The organism is Burkholderia metallica, assembly GCF_001718555.1.
Classification (GTDB): Bacteria; Pseudomonadota; Gammaproteobacteria; order Burkholderiales; family Burkholderiaceae; genus Burkholderia; species Burkholderia metallica.
The window spans coordinates 3,512,390-3,530,289 of sequence record NZ_CP013401.1; the positions used below are offsets into that span (position 1 = coordinate 3,512,390).

At 67.3% G+C, this 17,900-nt stretch carries 16 protein-coding genes and 1 tRNA gene; 8 read left to right on the forward strand and 9 right to left on the reverse strand.

Features of this window, described 5'->3' with window-relative positions; translation table 11 throughout:
- Window positions 1-100: 100 nt before the first annotated feature.
- A complete protein-coding gene (locus tag WJ16_RS15895; protein ID WP_069257869.1) occupies window positions 101-1,150 on the reverse strand; it encodes a LysR family transcriptional regulator in 1,050 nt (349 codons plus the stop codon).
- A gap of 429 nt (window positions 1,151-1,579) precedes the next feature.
- Between WJ16_RS15895 and WJ16_RS15900 the strand changes: the two genes are divergently transcribed.
- Entirely contained in the window at window positions 1,580-2,593 is a 1,014-nt protein-coding gene (locus WJ16_RS15900; protein ID WP_069257870.1) for a D-2-hydroxyacid dehydrogenase family protein, read from the forward strand.
- A 44-nt stretch (window positions 2,594-2,637) separates the two neighbouring features.
- Here WJ16_RS15900 and WJ16_RS15905 read toward each other — a convergent pair whose 3' ends face one another.
- Both WJ16_RS15905 and WJ16_RS15910 read right to left on the reverse strand, forming a co-directional pair.
- Window positions 2,638-3,504 carry a patatin-like phospholipase family protein gene (locus WJ16_RS15905; protein WP_069257871.1) on the reverse strand — a complete coding sequence of 289 codons (867 nt, stop codon included), beginning with the start codon at window positions 3,502-3,504 and terminating at the stop codon, window positions 2,638-2,640.
- An 8-nt stretch (window positions 3,505-3,512) separates the two neighbouring features.
- On the reverse strand, window positions 3,513-3,917 hold the full coding sequence (locus WJ16_RS15910) for a PaaI family thioesterase (RefSeq protein ID WP_006477449.1): 405 nt from the start codon (window positions 3,915-3,917) through the stop codon (window positions 3,513-3,515).
- Between the two features lie 189 nt (window positions 3,918-4,106).
- Here WJ16_RS15910 and WJ16_RS15915 point away from each other — a divergent pair.
- Together WJ16_RS15915 and WJ16_RS15920 are read left to right on the forward strand one after the other, a co-directional pair.
- Window positions 4,107-4,182, forward strand: a tRNA-Lys gene (locus tag WJ16_RS15915).
- Between the two features lie 611 nt (window positions 4,183-4,793).
- Complete coding sequence (locus WJ16_RS15920) at window positions 4,794-5,708, forward strand: DUF3592 domain-containing protein (RefSeq protein ID WP_226263519.1); 915 nt, start codon at window positions 4,794-4,796, stop codon at window positions 5,706-5,708.
- 60 nt (window positions 5,709-5,768) lie between these two features.
- Here WJ16_RS15920 and WJ16_RS15925 read toward each other — a convergent pair whose 3' ends face one another.
- A complete protein-coding gene (locus WJ16_RS15925; RefSeq protein WP_069257873.1) occupies window positions 5,769-6,383 on the reverse strand; it encodes a CGNR zinc finger domain-containing protein in 615 nt (204 codons plus the stop codon).
- An 81-nt stretch (window positions 6,384-6,464) separates the two neighbouring features.
- Here WJ16_RS15925 and WJ16_RS15930 point away from each other — a divergent pair, with 81 nt between their 5' ends.
- Entirely contained in the window at window positions 6,465-7,280 is an 816-nt protein-coding gene (locus WJ16_RS15930; RefSeq protein ID WP_069257874.1) for an alpha/beta fold hydrolase, read from the forward strand.
- Window positions 7,281-7,317: 37 nt separating this feature from the next.
- On the opposite strand, the gene WJ16_RS15935 is transcribed toward WJ16_RS15930, so the two are convergent.
- The 5 genes from WJ16_RS15935 to phnA form a co-directional block, all read right to left on the reverse strand.
- Complete coding sequence (locus tag WJ16_RS15935; protein ID WP_069258096.1) at window positions 7,318-8,076, reverse strand: amino acid ABC transporter ATP-binding protein; 759 nt, start codon at window positions 8,074-8,076, stop codon at window positions 7,318-7,320.
- On the reverse strand, window positions 8,073-8,753 hold the full coding sequence (locus WJ16_RS15940; RefSeq protein WP_069257875.1) for an amino acid ABC transporter permease: 681 nt from the start codon (window positions 8,751-8,753) through the stop codon (window positions 8,073-8,075). The genes WJ16_RS15935 and WJ16_RS15940 overlap by 4 nt, the downstream gene beginning before the upstream one ends.
- A gap of 14 nt (window positions 8,754-8,767) precedes the next feature.
- Window positions 8,768-9,550: an amino acid ABC transporter substrate-binding protein gene (locus WJ16_RS15945; RefSeq protein WP_069258097.1), complete on the reverse strand. Its 783-nt coding sequence runs from the start codon at window positions 9,548-9,550 to the stop codon at window positions 8,768-8,770.
- A gap of 179 nt (window positions 9,551-9,729) precedes the next feature.
- The gene (phnY, locus tag WJ16_RS15950) at window positions 9,730-11,184 is read right to left on the reverse strand and encodes a phosphonoacetaldehyde dehydrogenase (RefSeq protein ID WP_069257876.1); all 1,455 of its coding nucleotides are present in this window, start codon (window positions 11,182-11,184) and stop codon (window positions 9,730-9,732) included.
- Between the two features lie 29 nt (window positions 11,185-11,213).
- Window positions 11,214-12,452, reverse strand: a complete 1,239-nt coding sequence (phnA, locus tag WJ16_RS15955; protein WP_069258098.1) for a phosphonoacetate hydrolase — start codon at window positions 12,450-12,452, stop codon at window positions 11,214-11,216.
- A gap of 207 nt (window positions 12,453-12,659) precedes the next feature.
- Here phnA and WJ16_RS15960 point away from each other — a divergent pair, with 207 nt between their 5' ends.
- From WJ16_RS15960 to WJ16_RS15975, 4 genes are all read left to right on the forward strand, one after another.
- The gene (locus WJ16_RS15960; RefSeq protein ID WP_069257877.1) at window positions 12,660-13,715 is read left to right on the forward strand and encodes a putative 2-aminoethylphosphonate ABC transporter substrate-binding protein; all 1,056 of its coding nucleotides are present in this window, start codon (window positions 12,660-12,662) and stop codon (window positions 13,713-13,715) included.
- 97 nt (window positions 13,716-13,812) lie between these two features.
- Window positions 13,813-14,904 carry a putative 2-aminoethylphosphonate ABC transporter ATP-binding protein gene (locus WJ16_RS15965; RefSeq protein WP_069258099.1) on the forward strand — a complete coding sequence of 364 codons (1,092 nt, stop codon included), beginning with the start codon at window positions 13,813-13,815 and terminating at the stop codon, window positions 14,902-14,904.
- Entirely contained in the window at window positions 14,901-16,628 is a 1,728-nt protein-coding gene (locus tag WJ16_RS15970; RefSeq protein WP_069257878.1) for a putative 2-aminoethylphosphonate ABC transporter permease subunit, read from the forward strand. The genes WJ16_RS15965 and WJ16_RS15970 overlap by 4 nt, the downstream gene beginning before the upstream one ends.
- A 48-nt stretch (window positions 16,629-16,676) precedes the next feature.
- On the forward strand, window positions 16,677-17,807 hold the full coding sequence (locus tag WJ16_RS15975; protein ID WP_069257879.1) for a 2-aminoethylphosphonate--pyruvate transaminase: 1,131 nt from the start codon (window positions 16,677-16,679) through the stop codon (window positions 17,805-17,807).
- The last annotated feature ends 93 nt before the right edge of the window (window positions 17,808-17,900 follow it).

Consider the following 17,900-nt stretch of genomic DNA (forward strand, 5'->3'; position numbering starts at 1 on the left):
CCAGGCGCCGGCGCGCAGCCGTAAAAAAACGCGGATCGATTGCTCGATCCGCGTTTTTCTTTGTGCCGGCGGCGGCAACCGCCGCGCGGGCGTCGCGCCGTTACAGCGGCGACGGTACCGCAACGCGCGTGCGCGGCGAACGCGGCAGGCGCGGCGACAGGTTCGGGTCGGCCGATTCCGGCTGCTCGGCACGCGTCTCGACACCGATCGGCGCGAGCGCGGAACCCTGCGCGGCCCATTGCTCGCCCATCGTCGCGTCGGTCGAGTGGCTGAAATGCTCGACGAGGTGGTCGATGAACGTGCGCACCTTCGCGGGCAGATGGCGCCGGCTCGGGTAAGCGATGTTGATTTCGACCTGCGGCAGCCGGAAATCCGGCAGCAGCCGCACGAGCGCGCCGCGCGCGATGTCGCCGCCGATCAGGTAGCTCGGCAGGATCGCGACGCCCATCCCGAGCAGCGCGAACTGGCGCAGCATCGCGGTGTTGTTCGCGACGATCACGTTGGTCGGGCGCACGCGCACTTCGCCGTCCGGCCCCGTGAACACGCGCTCGTCGCCCCAGTATTCGGTCGGCAGGCTCAGGCTCGGGTGCTCGGCGAGATGCTCCGGATGAGTCGGCACGCCGTGCTTCTCCAGATAGCTCGGCGTCGCGCAGACGGTCATGCAGCCGGTGGTCAGGCGCCGCGTGACGATGCTCGCGCTGCGCATCTGGCGCGTGACGACGATACCGACGTCGAAACCTTCCTCGACCAGATCGACCTGCCGGTCGACCAGCGTGAGATCCGGCACCACTTTCGGGAAATTCTCGGTGTACGACTGCAACACGGGCGCGAGGTTATGCAGCCCGAACACCACCGGCGCGACGATGCGCAGCGTGCCGACCGGCTCGTGATTGCGCGCGACGACCATCTGCTCGACGTCCTCGAGTTCATCGAGGATCTGGCGAGCACGCTCCAGATAGACCTGGCCCGACTCCGTCAGGGAAAGGCTGCGCGTGGTGCGGTTCAGCAAACGCGTGCCGAGCCGGCCTTCCAGATCGGCGACGTGACGCGTCGCGACCGCGTTGGAGATATCCATTGCACTCGCGGCCCGCGCGAAACTGCCGAGATCTGCAACCTTGACGAATACACGCATCGACTGCAAATGATCCATAAACGACTCCTGCCGCTGTTACAACTTCAAAAAGATGAAGCAAATGCGTAATTCTCCTACGACAGCGGAAATGATGCAGAGTTGCTCAACAAGGGGCCGGTTGACGATAAAAATAGTCAAAAATCCTCGGCTTATGCGGATAGTTGATCCAATTATTCTGATTGGAGCAACAATTGGGTGAACCTCGTCGAGGAAGCGGCTGAATCAGGAAGGACGTATTTGATGCGACACAACAGCGCACCCCTGCGCACGTCGCGCGAGCGGCACCGGGTCAGGCTGCCGCCGATTGCGGCGGAGCGTAACAACCTGTTAAAAAGACACCAAAAAGGCGGCCGGCGTAGCATCATGTCGGCCCCGGCCGGGCGGGACGGGCGCGCAACGTGCGCCGCCGCGACCGCCGCCGCTTTCAACGTGCGACACCCGCTCACCATGAAAATTGCCATCCTCGACGACTACCAGGACGCCGTCCGCAAGCTGAACTGCTTCGACATGCTTGCCGACCACGACGTGAAGGTCTTCAACAATACGGTGCGCGGGTTGGGACAACTCGCGAGCCGTCTGGCGGAAGTTGAGGCGCTCGTGCTGATTCGCGAACGGACGCCGATTTCGTCGCAACTGCTCGCCAAGCTGCCGAACCTGCGCATGATCAGCCAGACCGGCCGTATTTCCAGCCACATCGATCTCGAAGCATGTACCGAACGCGGCATCGCGGTGCTCGAAGGTACGGGTTCGCCGGTCGCCCCGGCAGAGCTGACCTGGGCGCTCGTGATGGCCGCGCAGCGCCGCATTCCGCAGTACGTCGCGAACCTGAAGCAGGGCGCGTGGCAGCAGTCGGGCCTGAAGACGTCGGCGATGCCGCCGAACTTCGGTCTCGGTCAGGTGCTGCGCGGCCAGACGCTCGGCATCTGGGGCTACGGCAAGATCGGCCGGCTCGTCGCCGGCTACGGCAAGGCGTTCGGGATGAACGTGCTGATCTGGGGCCGCGAGCATTCGCTGGAGGCCGCGCGCGCCGACGGCTACACGGCTGCCGACAGCCGCGAAGCGCTGTTCGAGCAGAGCGACGTGCTGTCGCTGCACCTGCGCCTGCACGACGACACGCGCGGGATCGTGAAACAGGAAGACCTGATGCGGATGAAGCCGACGTCGCTGCTCGTCAACACGAGCCGCGCCGAGCTGCTCGAGGAAAACGCGCTAGTCAACGCGCTGTCGCACAACCGTCCGGGGATGGTCGCGATCGACGTGTTCGAAAGCGAGCCGATCCTGCAGGGCTACAGCCTGCTGCGGATGGAAAACGTGATCTGCACGCCGCACATCGGCTACGTCGAGCGCGAAAGCTACGAGCTCTACTTCAGCGCGGCATTCCGCAACATTCTGGCGTTCGACCAGGGCGACATGTCGAGCGTGGCCAACCCGGAAGCGCTCGCGCCGCGCCGCGTGCGCTGAGCGCTGCGGGCCGCGCGCGCGGCCCCGCTTCCCGACTCCCGTCTTCAGGCGGCCACGCGGCCGCCCGTCATCGCGCCGACGCGCGTGAGGAAATGCTCTCCGTCGCGCCGCCCGAGGTCGTATGCATGCCGCATCTGCGACGGGCTCGTGTAATCCCAGCTCGAAATCGGCACCTTGCTCGACGGCTGCACGTACAGCCGCCGCTGCTCGCCATGCGCGACCGTGAACATCTGCGGGCGCGGATACAGCCGCGTGACCAGCACCAGCACGTCGCCGGGCGTCGGGTCGAGCGCGTCGACCGGCACGTTGTCGACCATTCCGCCGTCAAGCACCGGCCGACCGCCGCGCCGCAATACCGGCGTGAACGGCGGCGTGCACGACGACTGCAGGATCAGGTCGGCGAGTTCGTCGACTTGCGTGCAGGCCTGCGCCCGCACGAATTCGGGCCGGAAACCGAGCGTGCGCCCGAGCGTCGGATGCAGCGTCTTGCGCACGTACTTCTCGATGTTGTACGCGACGAGGCCGGCCGCGACCGCGCTGCGCGCGCCGAGCCAGCGCGGCACGTGCGACACGCCGATGCGGATCTCCGGCGCCGTCGCGAGCTTCGCGAACGGCTCGCCGTAGATGTCGAGCAGCGCCTGACGGTAGATCCGGTAGTGCGGAAACACGGGCTCGCGGCCGAACAGGTTGCCCCAGTACGCGTTCTTGCGGTTGTGGCGCAGCGCCTCTTCGTAATAGCGCATCACCCATGCGGCATCGCGTGTATACAGCATGCAGGCAGTCGCCGCGCCGGCCGAGATGCCGGTGATCACGCGCGGGCGCAGGTCGAGGGCCGGCTGCGCGACGTCCCAGAAGCCGGCCTGCCACCAGCAGCGGTTGCCGCCGCCCGCGAAGACGATCTGGTCGAACATCGCGCTGCTCAGCTGACGAGCGCGTAGGTCGACGTCGCGTGGACGGCCATCTTGCCGTCCTCGTCGAACAGCTCGACTTCGCCGAACACGAGGTTGCGCCCCATTCGCAGCACGCGCGCGGTGACGAGCACGTCACCCTTGCGCACGGGGCGCATGAAGTTCGTGTTCAGCGATACCGTCGTCATCGGCCGGAATTCGCCGAGCGCGGCCGAGATCGCGACCACCATCGCGGTATCGGCGGCCGCCGTGAACACCTGCCCGCAGATGATGCCGCCCGAATGGCGGAACTCGCCGGAAAACGGCAGGCGCAGCGTGACGCTGTCGTCGCCGATCGACACGGGGACCAGACCCAGCGAGCGGACCCACGGGGCCAGCAGGCGATCCAGCAATTCGCGGACTGCGTTTTCGTCCATCTTCGAATGTCCAGAAAACGTTGCGCGACCGCCGCGCAACAGTTGGACGTCATCATACCGGGAGCGGGCCAACTGCGATCGCTCGTCATCCTGCCGACAGCCGCCGTTGTCGCGTCGAAATATTTCGACGAAATTCGCAGAAAAGACTTGCCAAGGTCGAAATACCCGTGCATAATCTTTCTTCTGTTGGGGGCGTTAGCTCAGTTGGTAGAGCAGCGGACTCTTAATCCGTAGGTCGAGTGTTCGAGTCACTCACGCCCCACCAGGAATTCCGAAGCCCGGTCAGCGAAAGCTGACCGGGCTTTTTCCTTTGTCCGCGCCTTTTTTTCCGGTCAATTGCATCGGCCGGATACTGTGGGCCGCGCCTCCGTCAGCGCACGGCGCCCGCAACGCCCCCCGATCATTCTGCCCGCCACCGCGTCCCATTCGGCAGTTCCACCGCGATTGCCGACAATACATCGCCATTGCTCTACCAGTCGCTGCTGAACATTCGCACGAAGCGATTCCTCGGGAACCGCCCTTCCCTATCCAGCCCCAAACCCATCACGCATCCCGAAGGCCAGCCGGCGAAAACCGACCGGCCTTCTCGTTACCCCACACCACCCTCGCGGCGCAGATCCTGTCGCCACGCGCCACAACGCGCATGTTGCGCACGGTTTCCGCTAGAATCGTCCGACAAATATCACACGACCGGCGCAGGCACTGCCGCTTGCCCGCCGGCACTGAGAGAACATGGGACGTCAGACATGGAAGCATGTAATCGAGACGCGACCGTTCGGAGAGCCAGGTCGCGCCGGCATCGGCCAGTCCGTCGGGACGAGCCGCTCCCCCGATCACGCCGACATCCGCCGTGCGACGCACGAACTGGCTCAGGCCATGCCGGGTAAGGACGCGCTCGTCGCGATGGTGCTGGGCGTCGTGTTGCTCGTGCTGGCCGGCATGCTCGCCGTCACGGCCAGCCAGGCGACCGGTCAGCTGGTCCGTACGCCGGGCACGGTCGTACGCATCGTGCAGGACAGCGACGCGCTGCGCGCGTATCGGCCGATCGTCGCGTATCTCGCGAACGACGGCCAGCGCCGCGAAGTCGCCGGCAATACCGCCTCGCCCGTCCCCGCCTACGACATCGGCGAGAACGTCGAGATATGGCTCGACCCCCGTCACCCCGAACGCCCCGCGCTGATCGACGATTTCGCGCAGCGCTGGCTGCCGGCCGCCGTGTCGGCGCTGTTCGCGATCGTCGCGTTCTCGATCGGCGGCCTCCTGATCGGCAGCGCGCGCCGCCGCCGCGCATCCGCGCCGCCGCCGGCCCACCCCGCCCACCCCGCCCGCAAGCGCGCGCGCGGCCGCTGGGACATCGCGATCGTGCTGATTCCGATCGCGATCGGCACGGGCTTCGTCGCCGGCGCCGGCGCGGCCGGCCTGCGTCAGTGGCAGATCGTCCATCACTACGCGCGCTCGACCGGCCATGTCGTCGAGATCGCCCAAACCGCGCGCACGTCCCGCTCGCGCACGTCGCTGTATTCGGCGATCGTCGCCTTCACGACCGACAGCGGACGCCAGGTCACGTTCGCCCAGGGCTCGGCGTCGTCGCATCCGGGCCTGCGCGAAGGCGACGCGGTCAACGTGCTGTACGACCCCGTCACACCGGAGCGCGCAGTCGTCGACCGCTTCTGGGATCACTGGAGCCTCACGGCCATCCTGTTCGCGATCGGCGCGCCGTTCCTCGCGGCCGGGCTGTTCATCGCCGCGACGCTGTGGCCGGAACCCCCGCCGCACGAAGCCGCCCACTGACTCGACGACGCGCGCGCCGGCCGCGCACCGCGCGGCACGACCACCGGCGCGACGCGCGCGTCACCGCTCCCTGAACGCCTCTACCTTCGCGCGATTTCCGCACGTGCGCATGTCGCACCAGCGCCGCCCGACGCCGCGGCCGCGATCGACGAAGAACCACGTGCACCGGCCGCACTGCCGCACGCGCGCGAAATCGTCGCTGCGCAGCAGTTGCTCGAAGCCGAGTGCGGCCGCATCGACCCAGCGCGACGCGGCGCGCGCATCGGGCCGCCACGCGAAGCGGCCGTCGACCGCATCGAACGCGCTGCGCCCGGTCGCGTCGCGGATCGCAGCGGCAAGCCGCTGCGCCGCGCGCGCGCCGGCCGTGCCGCCGCCTCCGGCCGTCAGGTACGCGACCGCGGTGTAAGCGTCCTCGCGAAAATCGTGCAGCGCCGCCAGCGCATCGGCGTCGTCCTGCCGCGCGTGACGCAGCAGCCGCGCCAGATCGGCCGGCGCCAGCAGCCCCGCTCGTTCCGCCCATGCATGCACGTGCGGCCAGTCGACGAGCTTGTCCGCATCGCGCGTCTTGCCCGTGTCGGCCACCGTGTTGAGGAAGTCGAGCGCAGGATGGCCGCCGACGAAATCGGCTGCCGTCCATTCGTGCGCAGGTGGCACGGGCGCGTGTCGAGTAACCATTTATTTCCACCTATCGGTTTCAATCCCGGGAAATCCGGCGTAACCTGTTAACAACCAAAACAGGTTAGCACGGAGATACCGATGCTCGAACTCGCCAACCGCTTCATTTTCGAAGGTCACCGGATCGCGTGGGGCGCGATCGGCGAAGGCCCCCCGCTCGTGCTCGTGCACGGCACGCCGTTCTCGTCGCAGGTGTGGCGCCGGATCGCACCGTGGCTTGCGCGGCGTCATCGTGTGTTCTTCTATGACCTGCTCGGCTACGGTCAATCCGACATGCCCGACGCCGACGTGTCGCTCGGCCGCCAGAACGGACTGTTCGGCGCGCTGCTCGACGCATGGCGCATTTCGCGTCCGCGCGTGCTCGCGCACGACTACGGCGGCGCGACCGTGCTGCGCGCGCACTTCCTCGACGGCATCGCGTATGCGGACCTCACGCTCGTGAATCCGGTCGCGATCGCGCCGCAGGGTTCGCCGTTCGTGCGCCACGTCGCGCAGCACGAAGCCGCATTCACCGGATTGCCCGCGTATGCGCATCACGCGCTCGTGTCGGCCTATCTCGGCAATGCGGTCGCCCGGCCGCTGAGCGACGACGCGCTGTCGATCTACCGCGCACCGTGGCTCACGCCGGCCGGTCAGGCGGCGTTCTATCGCCAGATCGCGCAGATGCGCCAGCGCTACATCGAGGAAGCCGAGGCCCGTTACGCGCCGCCGGACTTTCCGGTGCGCATCGTGTGGGGCGAGGACGACGCGTGGATTCCGCTCGAACAGGGGCAGGCGCTGGCCGATCGCATCGCGAACGGCCGGTTGATCCGGGTGCCGCGCGCGGGCCATCTGGTGCAGGAAGATGCGCCGGAGGCGATCGTCGCGGCCGTGCTCGACGGGGCAGGGCAAGGCTGACGCCCGCCGTACCGCATGCCGTTTTTCGCATGCCGCGTCAGAACACCGGCACGCGCTGCGCGAGCGTCGAGATGAACTTCGCGGTGCGCGGATCGCGCGGATCGCCGAACAGGTCGCGCGACGCACCGGCCTCGACCACGCGCCCCTGCGCGAGAAACACCGCGTCGTGCGCGATCGACGCGGCGAGGCGCAGGTCGTGCGTCGCCATCAGCATCGTCGTGCCTTCGCGCGCGAGCTGGCGCAGCACTTCGACGACCTCGACGGAGAGCTCCGGATCGAGCGCCGACGTCGGCTCGTCGCACAGCAGCACCTGCGGCGACGGCGCGAGCGCACGCGCGATCGCGACGCGTTGCTGCTGGCCGCCCGACAGCGTGCCCGGCCACGCGTCGGCCTTGTCCGCGATGCCGACCTTCTCGAGCAGCGCGAGCGCGCGTTCGCGCGCCCGTTCGCGCGGCCAGCGCTGCACGGTGACGAGCCCTTCCATCACGTTCTGCACGACGCTCAGGTGCGGAAACAGCTGAAAATTCTGGAACACCATACCGGTCTGGCGCCGCACCGCGAACACCGCGTCGCGCGGCGGCCGGTGCGCCGGCGAGAAATCGATACGCGTGTCGCCGACCGTCAGCGAGCCCGCCTCGGGCACTTCGAGCAGGTTCACGCAGCGCAGCAGCGTGCTCTTGCCGCTGCCGGACGGCCCGATCAGCGCGGTCACGCTGCCGGGCTGCAACGCGAGGTCGATCCCGTGCAATACACGCTGCGCGCCGAACGACTTGTCGATGCGTTCGAGCCGGATCATCGCCACTCCGCCTGGAACATCGCGTGACGGCCGAAACGGGCTTCGAGGCGACGCTGCAGCGTGGACAGCACCGAGCTGAGCAGCAGATAGATCAGCGCGGCTTCCGTATAGAGAATCATCGGCTCGTAGGTCACGGCCGCGATCCGCTGCGCGGCCTGGAAGATTTCCGGTACGGTCAGCACGGCCGCGAGCGACGTGTCCTTCACGAGCGAAATGAACGAATTCGACAGGGCCGGCAGCGCAACGCGCGCGGCTTGCGGCAGGATCGCGCGGCGCAGCGCCTGCGAGCGCGTCATCGCCATCGAGTATGCGGCTTCCCACTGCCCCTTCGGGATCGATTCGATCACGCCGCGGATCACCTCGGCGTTGTACGCGCCGACGTTCAGCGAGAAGCCGATCACGGCGGCCGTCAGCGGATCGAGCACGATGCCGACGCTCGGCAGGCCGTAGAAAATCACGAACAGCTGCACGAGCAGCGGCGAGCCGCGAAACAGCCAGATATAGCCACGCACGACGGCCTGCGCCCAGCGCGGCCCGAACAGCCGCACGAGCGCCGCGCCGAAGGCGAGCAGCAGGCCGATCGCGAACGACGCGAGCGTGAGCGGCACCGTGAACACGAGCCCCGCGACGAGCAGGGGCCGCAGCGATTCCGCCATCAGGTGAAGCCAGGCCGGCATCGTTCAGCCTCGCGTCACGGCTGCGACACGTCGCGGCCGAAATACTTCTGCGAGATCTTCGCGTACGTGCCGTCGGCCTTGATGTCCGCGAGTGCCTTGTCGATCGCGGCCACCAGCGCGGGGCTGCCCTTGCGCAGCAGCACGCCCGATGCGTCGCCGGCGCCGCCCGTGTCGGTCGCCGCGATCTTCAGTTTCGCGTCCGGCTTGTGCTTGCGGAAATCGAGGTACGACAGCGAATCGTTGATCGTCGCGTCGACGCGCCCCGAGCTCAGCAGGTCGATCGATTCGTTGAAGCCCTGCACCGGCACGACGTCCGCGCCGTGCGCGGCCGCGAGCTTGCCGAAATTGCTGGTCAGCGTGTTCGCGGATTTCTTGCCCTTGAGGTCGTCGAACGAGCGGATCGTCGTGTTGTCCGCGCGTACGATCAGCACCGCGTGCGACGTGATGTACGGCGTCGAGAAATCGTATTTCGCCTTGCGCGCATCGGTGATCGACACTTCGTTGACGACCGCGTCGTAGCGGTTCACGTCGAGGCCCGCGATCAGCCCGTCCCACTTGCCTTCGACGAACTGCGGCTTCACGCCGAGACGCTGCGCGATCGCGCTGGCGATATCGACGTCGAAGCCCGTCAGCTTGCCGGTTTCGTCGTGATACGTGAACGGCGCGTAGGTGCCTTCGGTACCGACCCGGAACACGCCGGACGACTTGATCTGCGACAGGTCGTCGGCGGCGAGTGCGCTCGTGACCGCAACGGCCTGCAGCGCTGCGACGACCAGGATGGAGCGAAGGAATTTCATGGTGCGGACCCCGAATGATTGGAGGGAATGATCCCGCGGCACGTGCATGCCGTTCGAGAGGTCCGCGAATTCTACCGACGCGTCGAGGCCCGGCAAAAACGCAAATCGGCTAACGATATGAGCCGATCGAATAACGCGCGCACCGGCCGAGAAACCGGTGCGCGCGGCTTATGCCCCACTTACCACGGCAGCGAATACGTCTTCGTATTCGTGAAGCTCTTCATCGCTTCCTGCACGCCTTCCTTGTACCCGAGCCCCGAATCCTTCACGCCGCCGAACGGCGTCAGTTCGAGCCGGTAGCCGGGCACCTCGCGCACGTTCACGCTGCCGACTTCCAGCTCGGTGATGAAGCGCGTGATGTGGTCGAAGCGGTTCGTGCAGACCGACGACGACAGCGCATAGTCGGTGCTGTTCGACATCCGGATCGCGTCGTCGATGTCGCGAAAGCGCATGATCGGCGACACCGGGCCGAAGGTCTCGTATTTCACGACCGGCATGTCGGGCGTCACGCGGTCGATCACCGTCGGCGCATACAGCGCGCCGTCGCGCACGTTGCCGACCAGCAGCCGCGCGCCGCGCGCGATCGCGTCGTTCACCTGCTGCTCGCAGAACTTCGCGGCCGCCTCGTCGATCACCGTGCCCATGTCCACTGCCGGATCGGACGGATTGCCGTACGACCATGCGCGCGTCTTCTCGACCACGAGTTCGGTGAAACGATCGGCCACCGACTCGTGCACGAGCATCCGCTTGATCGCGGTGCAGCGCTGCCCCGAATTCTTGTACGAACCCGACACCGCGAGCGTGCTCGCTTCGTCGAGATCGGCGTCTTCCATCACGATGATCGGATCGTTGCCGCCGAGTTCGAGCACCGCGCGCCGGTAGCCCATGCGCGATGCGATCGACTTGCCGATCGACACGCCGCCCGTGAACGTGATCAGGTCGATCGCCGGGTTCGTGATCAGTTCGTCGGCGATTTCCTTCGGGTCGCCGGTGATCACCTGCAGCATCTGCGGCGGCAGGCCGGCTTCGTACAGGATGTCCGCGAACAGGTAGCACGACAGCGGCACCTTCTCCGACGGCTTCACGACGATCCGGTTGTTGGTCGCGACCGACGGCACGATCTTGTGCGCGACCTGGTTCATCGGATGGTTGAACGGCGTGATCGCGGAAATCACGCCGAGCAGCGGGTCGCGCTGCGTGTACACGCGGCGCTTCTTGCCGTGCGGGGTCAGGTCGCACGAGAAGATCTGCCCGTCGTCCTTCAGCACTTCGCCGGCGCCGAACGTCAGCACGTCGGCCACGCGGCCGGCCTCGTACGTCGAATCCTTGATGCACAGGCCGGCCTCGGCCGTGATCAGCGCGGCAATCTCCGCGGTGCGCGCGCGCACGATGTCGGCCGCGCGGCGCAGGATCGCCGCGCGATCGTGGCGCGTGAGCGTCGGCCGGTACGCACGCGCGGCGGCGAACGCGCGCCGCACGTCGTCCAGCGTCGCCTTCGGCACGGTGCCGACCAGCGCGCCGTCGTACGGGTTGCGCACTTCGATCACCGCGTCGCGATGAATGCGCTCGCCGTCGATTCGCAGTGCTTCGCGTCGGATGTCGGTGGCGGCCGTCGGTTCTGCAATGGCGTTCATGAGTGTGTCCCCTCGAGGGTGCAACTGCATCACTGCAGATGGTTGAGCGCGATGTCGATGATGTCGAAGTTGCGCAGCCGCGCGCGGCCCGTGACGTCGCTCGCGACCGGCTTGCTGAAGATCAGCGGCACGATCTGCTCGGAGAGCCCGCCGTGCGAGCGCAGCGGCACGTCGAGGCCCGACAGGTCGTGCTTGATGCGGCGCGTGCCGAGCACGACGTCCTGCTTCGAGATCACGATCAGGTCGCCCATCCGCGCGGGCGGCAGCTCGAAGCGCGCGCAGCCCTCGGCGCCCGTCAGCACGACCTCGATGCCGTCGACCGCGGCGAGCCGTGCGCGCAACGCGTCGGCATCGGCCGTCGCCGGCACGTAGACGGTCGCGAACGAGCCGAGTGCGCCGTGATGCACGACGTACGGGTCGGTGATCGGCAGGATCACGCGCGCCGCGTCGTGGCCGAGCCATTCGTCGAACAGCTCCTGCAGGTAGATCACGTTCGGCTCGCCGGTTTCATCGTCGTGCTTCGCGTTCATCCCGTGGTCGGCCGTGATCGCGACGATCGCGCCGAGCTCGTCGAGACGCTGCAGGTACGTGTCCATCATCGCGTAGAACGCGTTCGCGCCTTCCGTGCCGGGCGCGCACTTGTGCTGCACGTAGTCGGTGGTCGACAGGTACATCAGGTCGATCGGGCGCGTTTCGAGCAGCCGCACGCCGGCCGCGAACACGAATTCCGACAGGTCCGCGCTGTACACGCTCGGCACCGGCTTGCCGACCAGTTCGAGCACGTTGTCGATGCCGTTTTCCTCGACGCTAGCCTCGTCGGCCTTTTCCGATGAGAAGCAGATGCCCTTCAGCCCCTTGCCGAGCAGGCGGCGCAACTTGTCCTTCGCGGTGACGACCGCGACCTTCGCGCCCTGCTCCGCAAAGGTCGCGAGCACGGTGGGCGCGACCAGGTACTTCGGATCGTTCATCAGCACCTCGGCGCCGGTGTCGCGATCGTAGAAGTAGTTGCCGCTGATCCCGTGGACCGCCGGCGGCACGCCGGTCACGATCGACAGGTTGTTCGGGTTCGTGAAGCTCGGCACCACGCACTCGCCCTTGAGCGCCGTGCCCGGCTTCAGCAGCGTGCGCAGGAACGGCGCGACGCCGGCCTCGGCGGCTTCTTCCAGATATTCGTATGCGCAGCCGTCGACGCACACGACCACCACCGGCCGGCTCATCCAGTTGTAGCGGCGGCCGTTCACTTCCACGGATACAGGCGTTTCAGTCATGACGTTCATTCCTTTCAGGTCGAAGGGTAGAGCCGTCGGCGCCCGCGTCGCGCCGAAGGAGGTGTTTTCCATGCTTGACATTAAAATTGATGATTTGTAGATTGTCAACAACATGCAGAGAACAGAAAGCAAAACAACGTAGCAGCAAGAGGGCTGGTCTCCACTCATCCGCCGTGTGCCGCGGCGCCACAGTCAAGGGGTCTGAAGATGAACGAAGTGCCGGTAAACAAGCGTTTGAATGCATGGGCGGCGGGTGCCGTGCGCGTCGCGCTGGCCGCGGCGGTCGCGCTCGGCGCCGCGCAGGCGGCGCACGCGAAGACGTCGCTGCTCGTCTATACCGCGCTGGAAGACGAGGCGATGAAGCCCTACAAGGACGCGTTCGAGAAAGCGAACCCCGATATCGAGATCCGCTGGGTGCGCGACTCGACCGGCTCGGTCACCGCGAAGCTGCTCGCGGAGAAGAACAACCCGCGCGCGGACGTCGTGCTCGGCCTCGCCGCGTCGAGCCTCACGCTGCTCGACCTGCAGGGCATGCTGCTGCCGTACGCGCCGAAGGGCTTCGACCAGCTCACGCGCAAGTACAGCGATGCGAACACGCCGCCGCACTGGGTCGGCATGGACGTGTGGGGCGCGACGATCTGCTACAACCGCGTCGCCGCGCAGGCGAAGGGCATTCCGAAACCGACGTCGTGGGAAGACCTGACGAAGCCCGTCTACAAAGGCGCGATCGTGATGCCGAGCCCGGTTTCGTCCGGCACCGGCTATCTCGACGTGACCGCATGGCTGCAGACCTTCGGCGACGACAAGGGCTGGAAGTTCATGGATGCGCTCGACAAGAACGTCGCGCAGTACGTGCATTCGGGCTCGAAGCCCTGCACGCTCGCCGGCACCGGCGAATTCCCGATCGGCATCTCGTTCGAGTTCCGCGGCCACGAGTTGCAGTCGCAAGGCGCGCCGATCGATCTCGTGTTCCCGAAGGAAGGGCTCGGCTGGGACATGGAGGGCACGGCGATCATGAAGACGACGAAGCAGCCCGATGCCGCGAAGAAACTCGCCGACTTCATGGCGAGCAAGGACGCGAACCAGATCACCGCGCGCTGGTGGGCGATCGTCGCGTACCCGGGCGTCGCGCGCAAGCTCGCGGGCATTCCCGACAACTACGCGGACCTGCTCGTGAAGAACGACTTCGTATGGTCGGCGAAGAACCGCCAGTCGATTCTCGATACGTGGCAGAAGCGCTACGGCGCGAAAGCGCAGCAGTAATGCCGCGACCGGCAGCGGGGCCGCGCCGCGCGCCGCCCCGCGCCCCCCTTTTCTTCGTGGAATCCGGCCCCCGGGCCGCCCCAGCATGGAGGCGCGCATGGCACCTTATCTGAGCGTAGAACGCATCGAGAAGCGGTACAACGACACGCAGGTCCTCACCGACATCAACCTGAGCGTGATGAAGGGCGAAATGATCTGCTTCCTCGGGCCGTCCGGCTGCGGGAAGACCACGCTGCTGCGGATCATCGCGGGGCTCGAGACGCAGAACGCCGGCCACATCATGCAGGACGGCCGCGACATCTCGCGTCTGCCGCCGCAACTGCGCGACTACGGGATCGTGTTCCAGTCGTATGCGCTGTTCCCGAACCTCACCGTGTACGACAACGTCGCGTACGGGCTCGTGAACCGCAGGATGAAGCGCGACGCGATCCACGAGCGCGTGCACACGCTGCTCGCGCTCGTCGGCCTGCCCGACAGCCATCGCAAGCATCCGGGCCAGTTGTCCGGCGGCCAGCAGCAGCGCATCGCGCTGGCGCGCGCGCTCGCCACCTCTCCCGGTCTGCTGCTGCTCGACGAGCCGCTGTCGGCGCTCGATGCGCGCGTGCGCGTGCGGCTGCGCCAGGAAATCCGCGCGCTGCAGCAGCGGCTCGGCGTGACGACGATCATGGTCACGCACGACCAGGAAGAAGCGCTGTCGATGGCCGACCGCATCGTCGTGATGAACCACGGCGTGATCGAGCAGATCGGCACGCCGCTCGAAATCTACCGGCAGCCCGCGTCGCCGTTCGTCGCGGACTTCATCGGCCGCGTCAACACGATTCCCGCCGAAGTCGCGCACGACGGCACGCTGCGCGCGGGCGCGGTCGGCCTCGACTGCCGCCATGGCGCGACACGCCCAGCGCAGGGCGCGGCGGTATCGGTGTACGTGCGCCCCGAGGACCTGCGCATTCGCGTGCCGGGCGAGACGGCCGACAACGTGCTGGCCGGCCGCGTCGAAAAGCTCGAATTCCTCGGCGCGTTCTGCCGCGTGAGCTTCCGGATCGACGGGCTCGACGGCCAGGAAATCGTCGCCGACCTGTCGTATCACGACGTCGACCGCACCGGCGTGCAGGCCGGCGCGCGCATCGACCTCGCGCTCGATCGCGAGCATGTCCGCGTGTTCCCGAGCGCGAAGGAGCGACTGCAATGAGCACCGTCCTGACCGAGCGCCGCCGCGGCGCCTGCGCCCCCGCCGACGTGCGGCAGATCACGCACTGGCACGACCGCATCGCGCAGCTCGCGCTCGTCGCGATGGCCGCGCTGATGTCGACGTTCCTGCTGCTGCCGCTCGCGCTCGTCGTGCAGAAATGCTTCGTCGACGCGGACGGGCGTTTCGTCGGCGCGCACAACTTCGTCGAGTATCTCGAGGACAGCGGCGTGCTGCGCTCGATGCTGCATTCGCTGACGGTCGGCGCGCTCGTCACGTCGATCGTCGTGCCGATGGCGTTCACGTTCGCGTATGCGCTGACGCGCTCGTGCATACCGCTGAAGAACGCGGCGCGCACGATCGCGCTGCTGCCGCTGCTCGCGCCCACGCTGCTGTCCGCGGTGTCGTTCATCTACTGGTTCGGCAACGCGGGGCTGCTCAAGCCGCTGCTGCACGGCCATTCGATCTACGGGCTGCCGGGCATCGTGCTGAGCATGGTGTACGCATCGTTCCCGCACGTGCTGATGATCCTCGTCACCGCGCTGTCGCTCGCCGACGGCCGGCTCTACGAGGCCGCCGACGCGATGGGCACGCGCCGCATCCGCAAGTTCTTCACGATCACGCTGCCCGGTGCGAAGTACGGGCTGATCAGCGCGACGATGGTCGCGTTCACGATGTGCATCAACGACTTCGGCGTGCCGGTCGTGATCGGCGGCTCGTACAACGTGCTGTCGACCGACATCTACAAGCTGATCATCGGGCTGCAGGACTTCAACCGCAGCGCGGTCGTGAGCCTGATGCTGCTGTGCCCCGCCCTCGTCGCGTTCGGCGTCGACTTCTTCGTCCGCCGTCGCCAGCAGTCGCAGCTCGGCGCGCGCTCGACGCCGTACCAGCCGAAGCCGTCGCGCGGCTTCGACGCCGCGATGCTTGCGTACTGCGCGCTCGTGTGCGCGTTCTTCGTCGCGGTGGTCGGCATCTCGGTGTTCGCGTCGTTCGTGAAGTTCTGGCCGTACCAGATGAGCGTCGGGCTGCAGCACTACGAGATGGGGCTGATCGGCGCCGGCATCTTCGATGCGTACAAGAACAGCCTGCGGATGGCCGCGACCGTCGCGCTCGGCGGCACGATCGTCGTGTTCGGCGGTGCGTACCTGATCGAGAAGACCCGCGGCGCGCGCTGGCTGCGCGGCTTCATCGCGCTGTGCGCGATCCTGCCGATGGGCGTGCCGGGGCTCGTGCTCGGCATCAGCTACATCTTCCTGTTCAACGCGCCCGGCAATCCACTGAACGGGCTGTACGGGTCGCTGTGGCTGCTCGCGATCGTCACGGTCGTCCACTACTACGCGTCGAGCCACCTCACCGCCGTCACCGCGCTCAGGCAGATCGACAGCGAGTTCGAGGCCGTGTCCGCCTCGCTGAAGGTGCCGTTCTACAAGACCTTCGTGCGCGTGACCGTGCCCGTGTGCCTGCCCGCGATCCTGCTGATCGCGCGCTACCTGTTCGTCAACGGGATGACGACGGTCTCGGCCGTCGCGTTCCTCTACTCGCCCGACACGCAGCCCGCATCGGTCGCGATCCTGAACCTCGACGACGCGGGCCAGATGGGTCCGGCCGCCGCGATGGCCACGCTCGTGCTCGCGACGTCGTCGTTCGCGTGCGTGCTGTTCGCGTGCATCTCGCACCGTCTGCTGCGCCGCACGCAGGCGTGGCGCCACCCGCATCGCCGTTGATTTTCCGACCGTATTCACGTGACGTCCCGACTTCATCGAGGAGACACCATGACGCTCGCCGCCCAGCCCATCCTGCTCACCCCCGGCCCCCTGACGACCTCCGACACCACGCGCGACGCGATGCTGCGCGACTGGGGATCGTGGGACAGCGACTTCAACGCGATCACCGCGCGGCTGCGCGAACGCCTGCTGCAGATCGTGCACGGCGCAGGCACGCACGAATGCGTGCCGCTGCAAGGCAGCGGCACGTTCTCGGTCGAAGCGGCGATCGGCACGCTCGTGCCGCGCGACGGCCACGTGCTCGTGCCGAACAACGGCGCGTACTGCGTGCGCCTCGCGAAGATCTGCCGCGTGCTCGGCCGCACGCTGACGACGATCGACTACAGCGAGGACCGCCGCGTCGAACCGGCCGACGTCGAGCGCGCGCTCGCGGCCGACCCGTCGATCACGCATGTCGCGCTTGTGCACTGCGAAACCGGCGCCGGCGTGCTGAACCCGCTGCACGACATCGCGCAGGTCGTCGCGCGGCACGGCCGCGCGCTGATCGTCGATGCGATGAGCTCGTTCGGCGCGATCGACATCGACGCGCGCACGACGCCGTTCGACGCGGTGATCGCGGCGTCCGGCAAATGCCTCGAAGGCGTGCCGGGCCTCGGCTTCGTGATCGCGAAGCGCAGCGCGCTCGAACGCTGCGAGGGCAACAGCCACTCGCTCGCGATGGACCTGTACGACCAGTGGGTCTACATGCAGCGCACGACGCAGTGGCGCTTCACGCCGCCGACGCACGTGGTCGCGGCGCTCGATGCGGCGGTTGCGCAATACATCGACGAAGGCGGGCTCGCCGCGCGCGGCGGCCGCTACCAGCGCAACTATCGCGCGCTGATCGACGGGATGCGCGCGCTCGGCTTCCGGCCGTTTCTCGATCCGGCGATCCAGGCGCCGATCATCGTCACGTTCCATGCGCCGGACGATCCGAACTACGACTTCAAGCGGTTCTACCAGGAAGTGAAGCAGCGCGGCTACATCCTGTATCCGGGCAAGCTGACCGAGGTCGACACGTTCCGCGTGGGCTGCATCGGCCACTTCGGCGAAGCCGGGATTCCCGGTGCGGTCGCAGCGATCGCCGACACGCTGAACGCGATGGGCGTGCGCCGCGTGTCGGCCGAAGCGGCCGCCTGACGTCACGCACGACGACATGACGTGACGTGACGTACCCCGCCGCATGCACGTTCGCATGCGGCGGCCCGTGTTGGCGGGCCGTGCGCGGCACGC

Coding starts and splice junctions, on each gene's coding strand:
- WJ16_RS15895 (WP_069257869.1), bottom strand. CDS start 1,150: ATGGATCATTTGCAGTCGATGCGTGTATTCGTCAAGGTTGCAGATCTC.
- WJ16_RS15900 (WP_069257870.1), top strand. CDS start 1,580: ATGAAAATTGCCATCCTCGACGACTACCAGGACGCCGTCCGCAAGCTG.
- WJ16_RS15905 (WP_069257871.1), bottom strand. CDS start 3,504: ATGTTCGACCAGATCGTCTTCGCGGGCGGCGGCAACCGCTGCTGGTGG.
- WJ16_RS15910 (WP_006477449.1), bottom strand. CDS start 3,917: ATGGACGAAAACGCAGTCCGCGAATTGCTGGATCGCCTGCTGGCCCCG.
- WJ16_RS15920 (WP_226263519.1), top strand. CDS start 4,794: ATGCCGGGTAAGGACGCGCTCGTCGCGATGGTGCTGGGCGTCGTGTTG.
- WJ16_RS15925 (WP_069257873.1), bottom strand. CDS start 6,383: ATGGTTACTCGACACGCGCCCGTGCCACCTGCGCACGAATGGACGGCA.
- WJ16_RS15930 (WP_069257874.1), top strand. CDS start 6,465: ATGCTCGAACTCGCCAACCGCTTCATTTTCGAAGGTCACCGGATCGCG.
- WJ16_RS15935 (WP_069258096.1), bottom strand. CDS start 8,076: ATGATCCGGCTCGAACGCATCGACAAGTCGTTCGGCGCGCAGCGTGTA.
- WJ16_RS15940 (WP_069257875.1), bottom strand. CDS start 8,753: ATGCCGGCCTGGCTTCACCTGATGGCGGAATCGCTGCGGCCCCTGCTC.
- WJ16_RS15945 (WP_069258097.1), bottom strand. CDS start 9,550: ATGAAATTCCTTCGCTCCATCCTGGTCGTCGCAGCGCTGCAGGCCGTT.
- phnY (WP_069257876.1), bottom strand. CDS start 11,184: ATGAACGCCATTGCAGAACCGACGGCCGCCACCGACATCCGACGCGAA.
- phnA (WP_069258098.1), bottom strand. CDS start 12,452: ATGACTGAAACGCCTGTATCCGTGGAAGTGAACGGCCGCCGCTACAAC.
- WJ16_RS15960 (WP_069257877.1), top strand. CDS start 12,660: ATGAACGAAGTGCCGGTAAACAAGCGTTTGAATGCATGGGCGGCGGGT.
- WJ16_RS15965 (WP_069258099.1), top strand. CDS start 13,813: ATGGCACCTTATCTGAGCGTAGAACGCATCGAGAAGCGGTACAACGAC.
- WJ16_RS15970 (WP_069257878.1), top strand. CDS start 14,901: ATGAGCACCGTCCTGACCGAGCGCCGCCGCGGCGCCTGCGCCCCCGCC.
- WJ16_RS15975 (WP_069257879.1), top strand. CDS start 16,677: ATGACGCTCGCCGCCCAGCCCATCCTGCTCACCCCCGGCCCCCTGACG.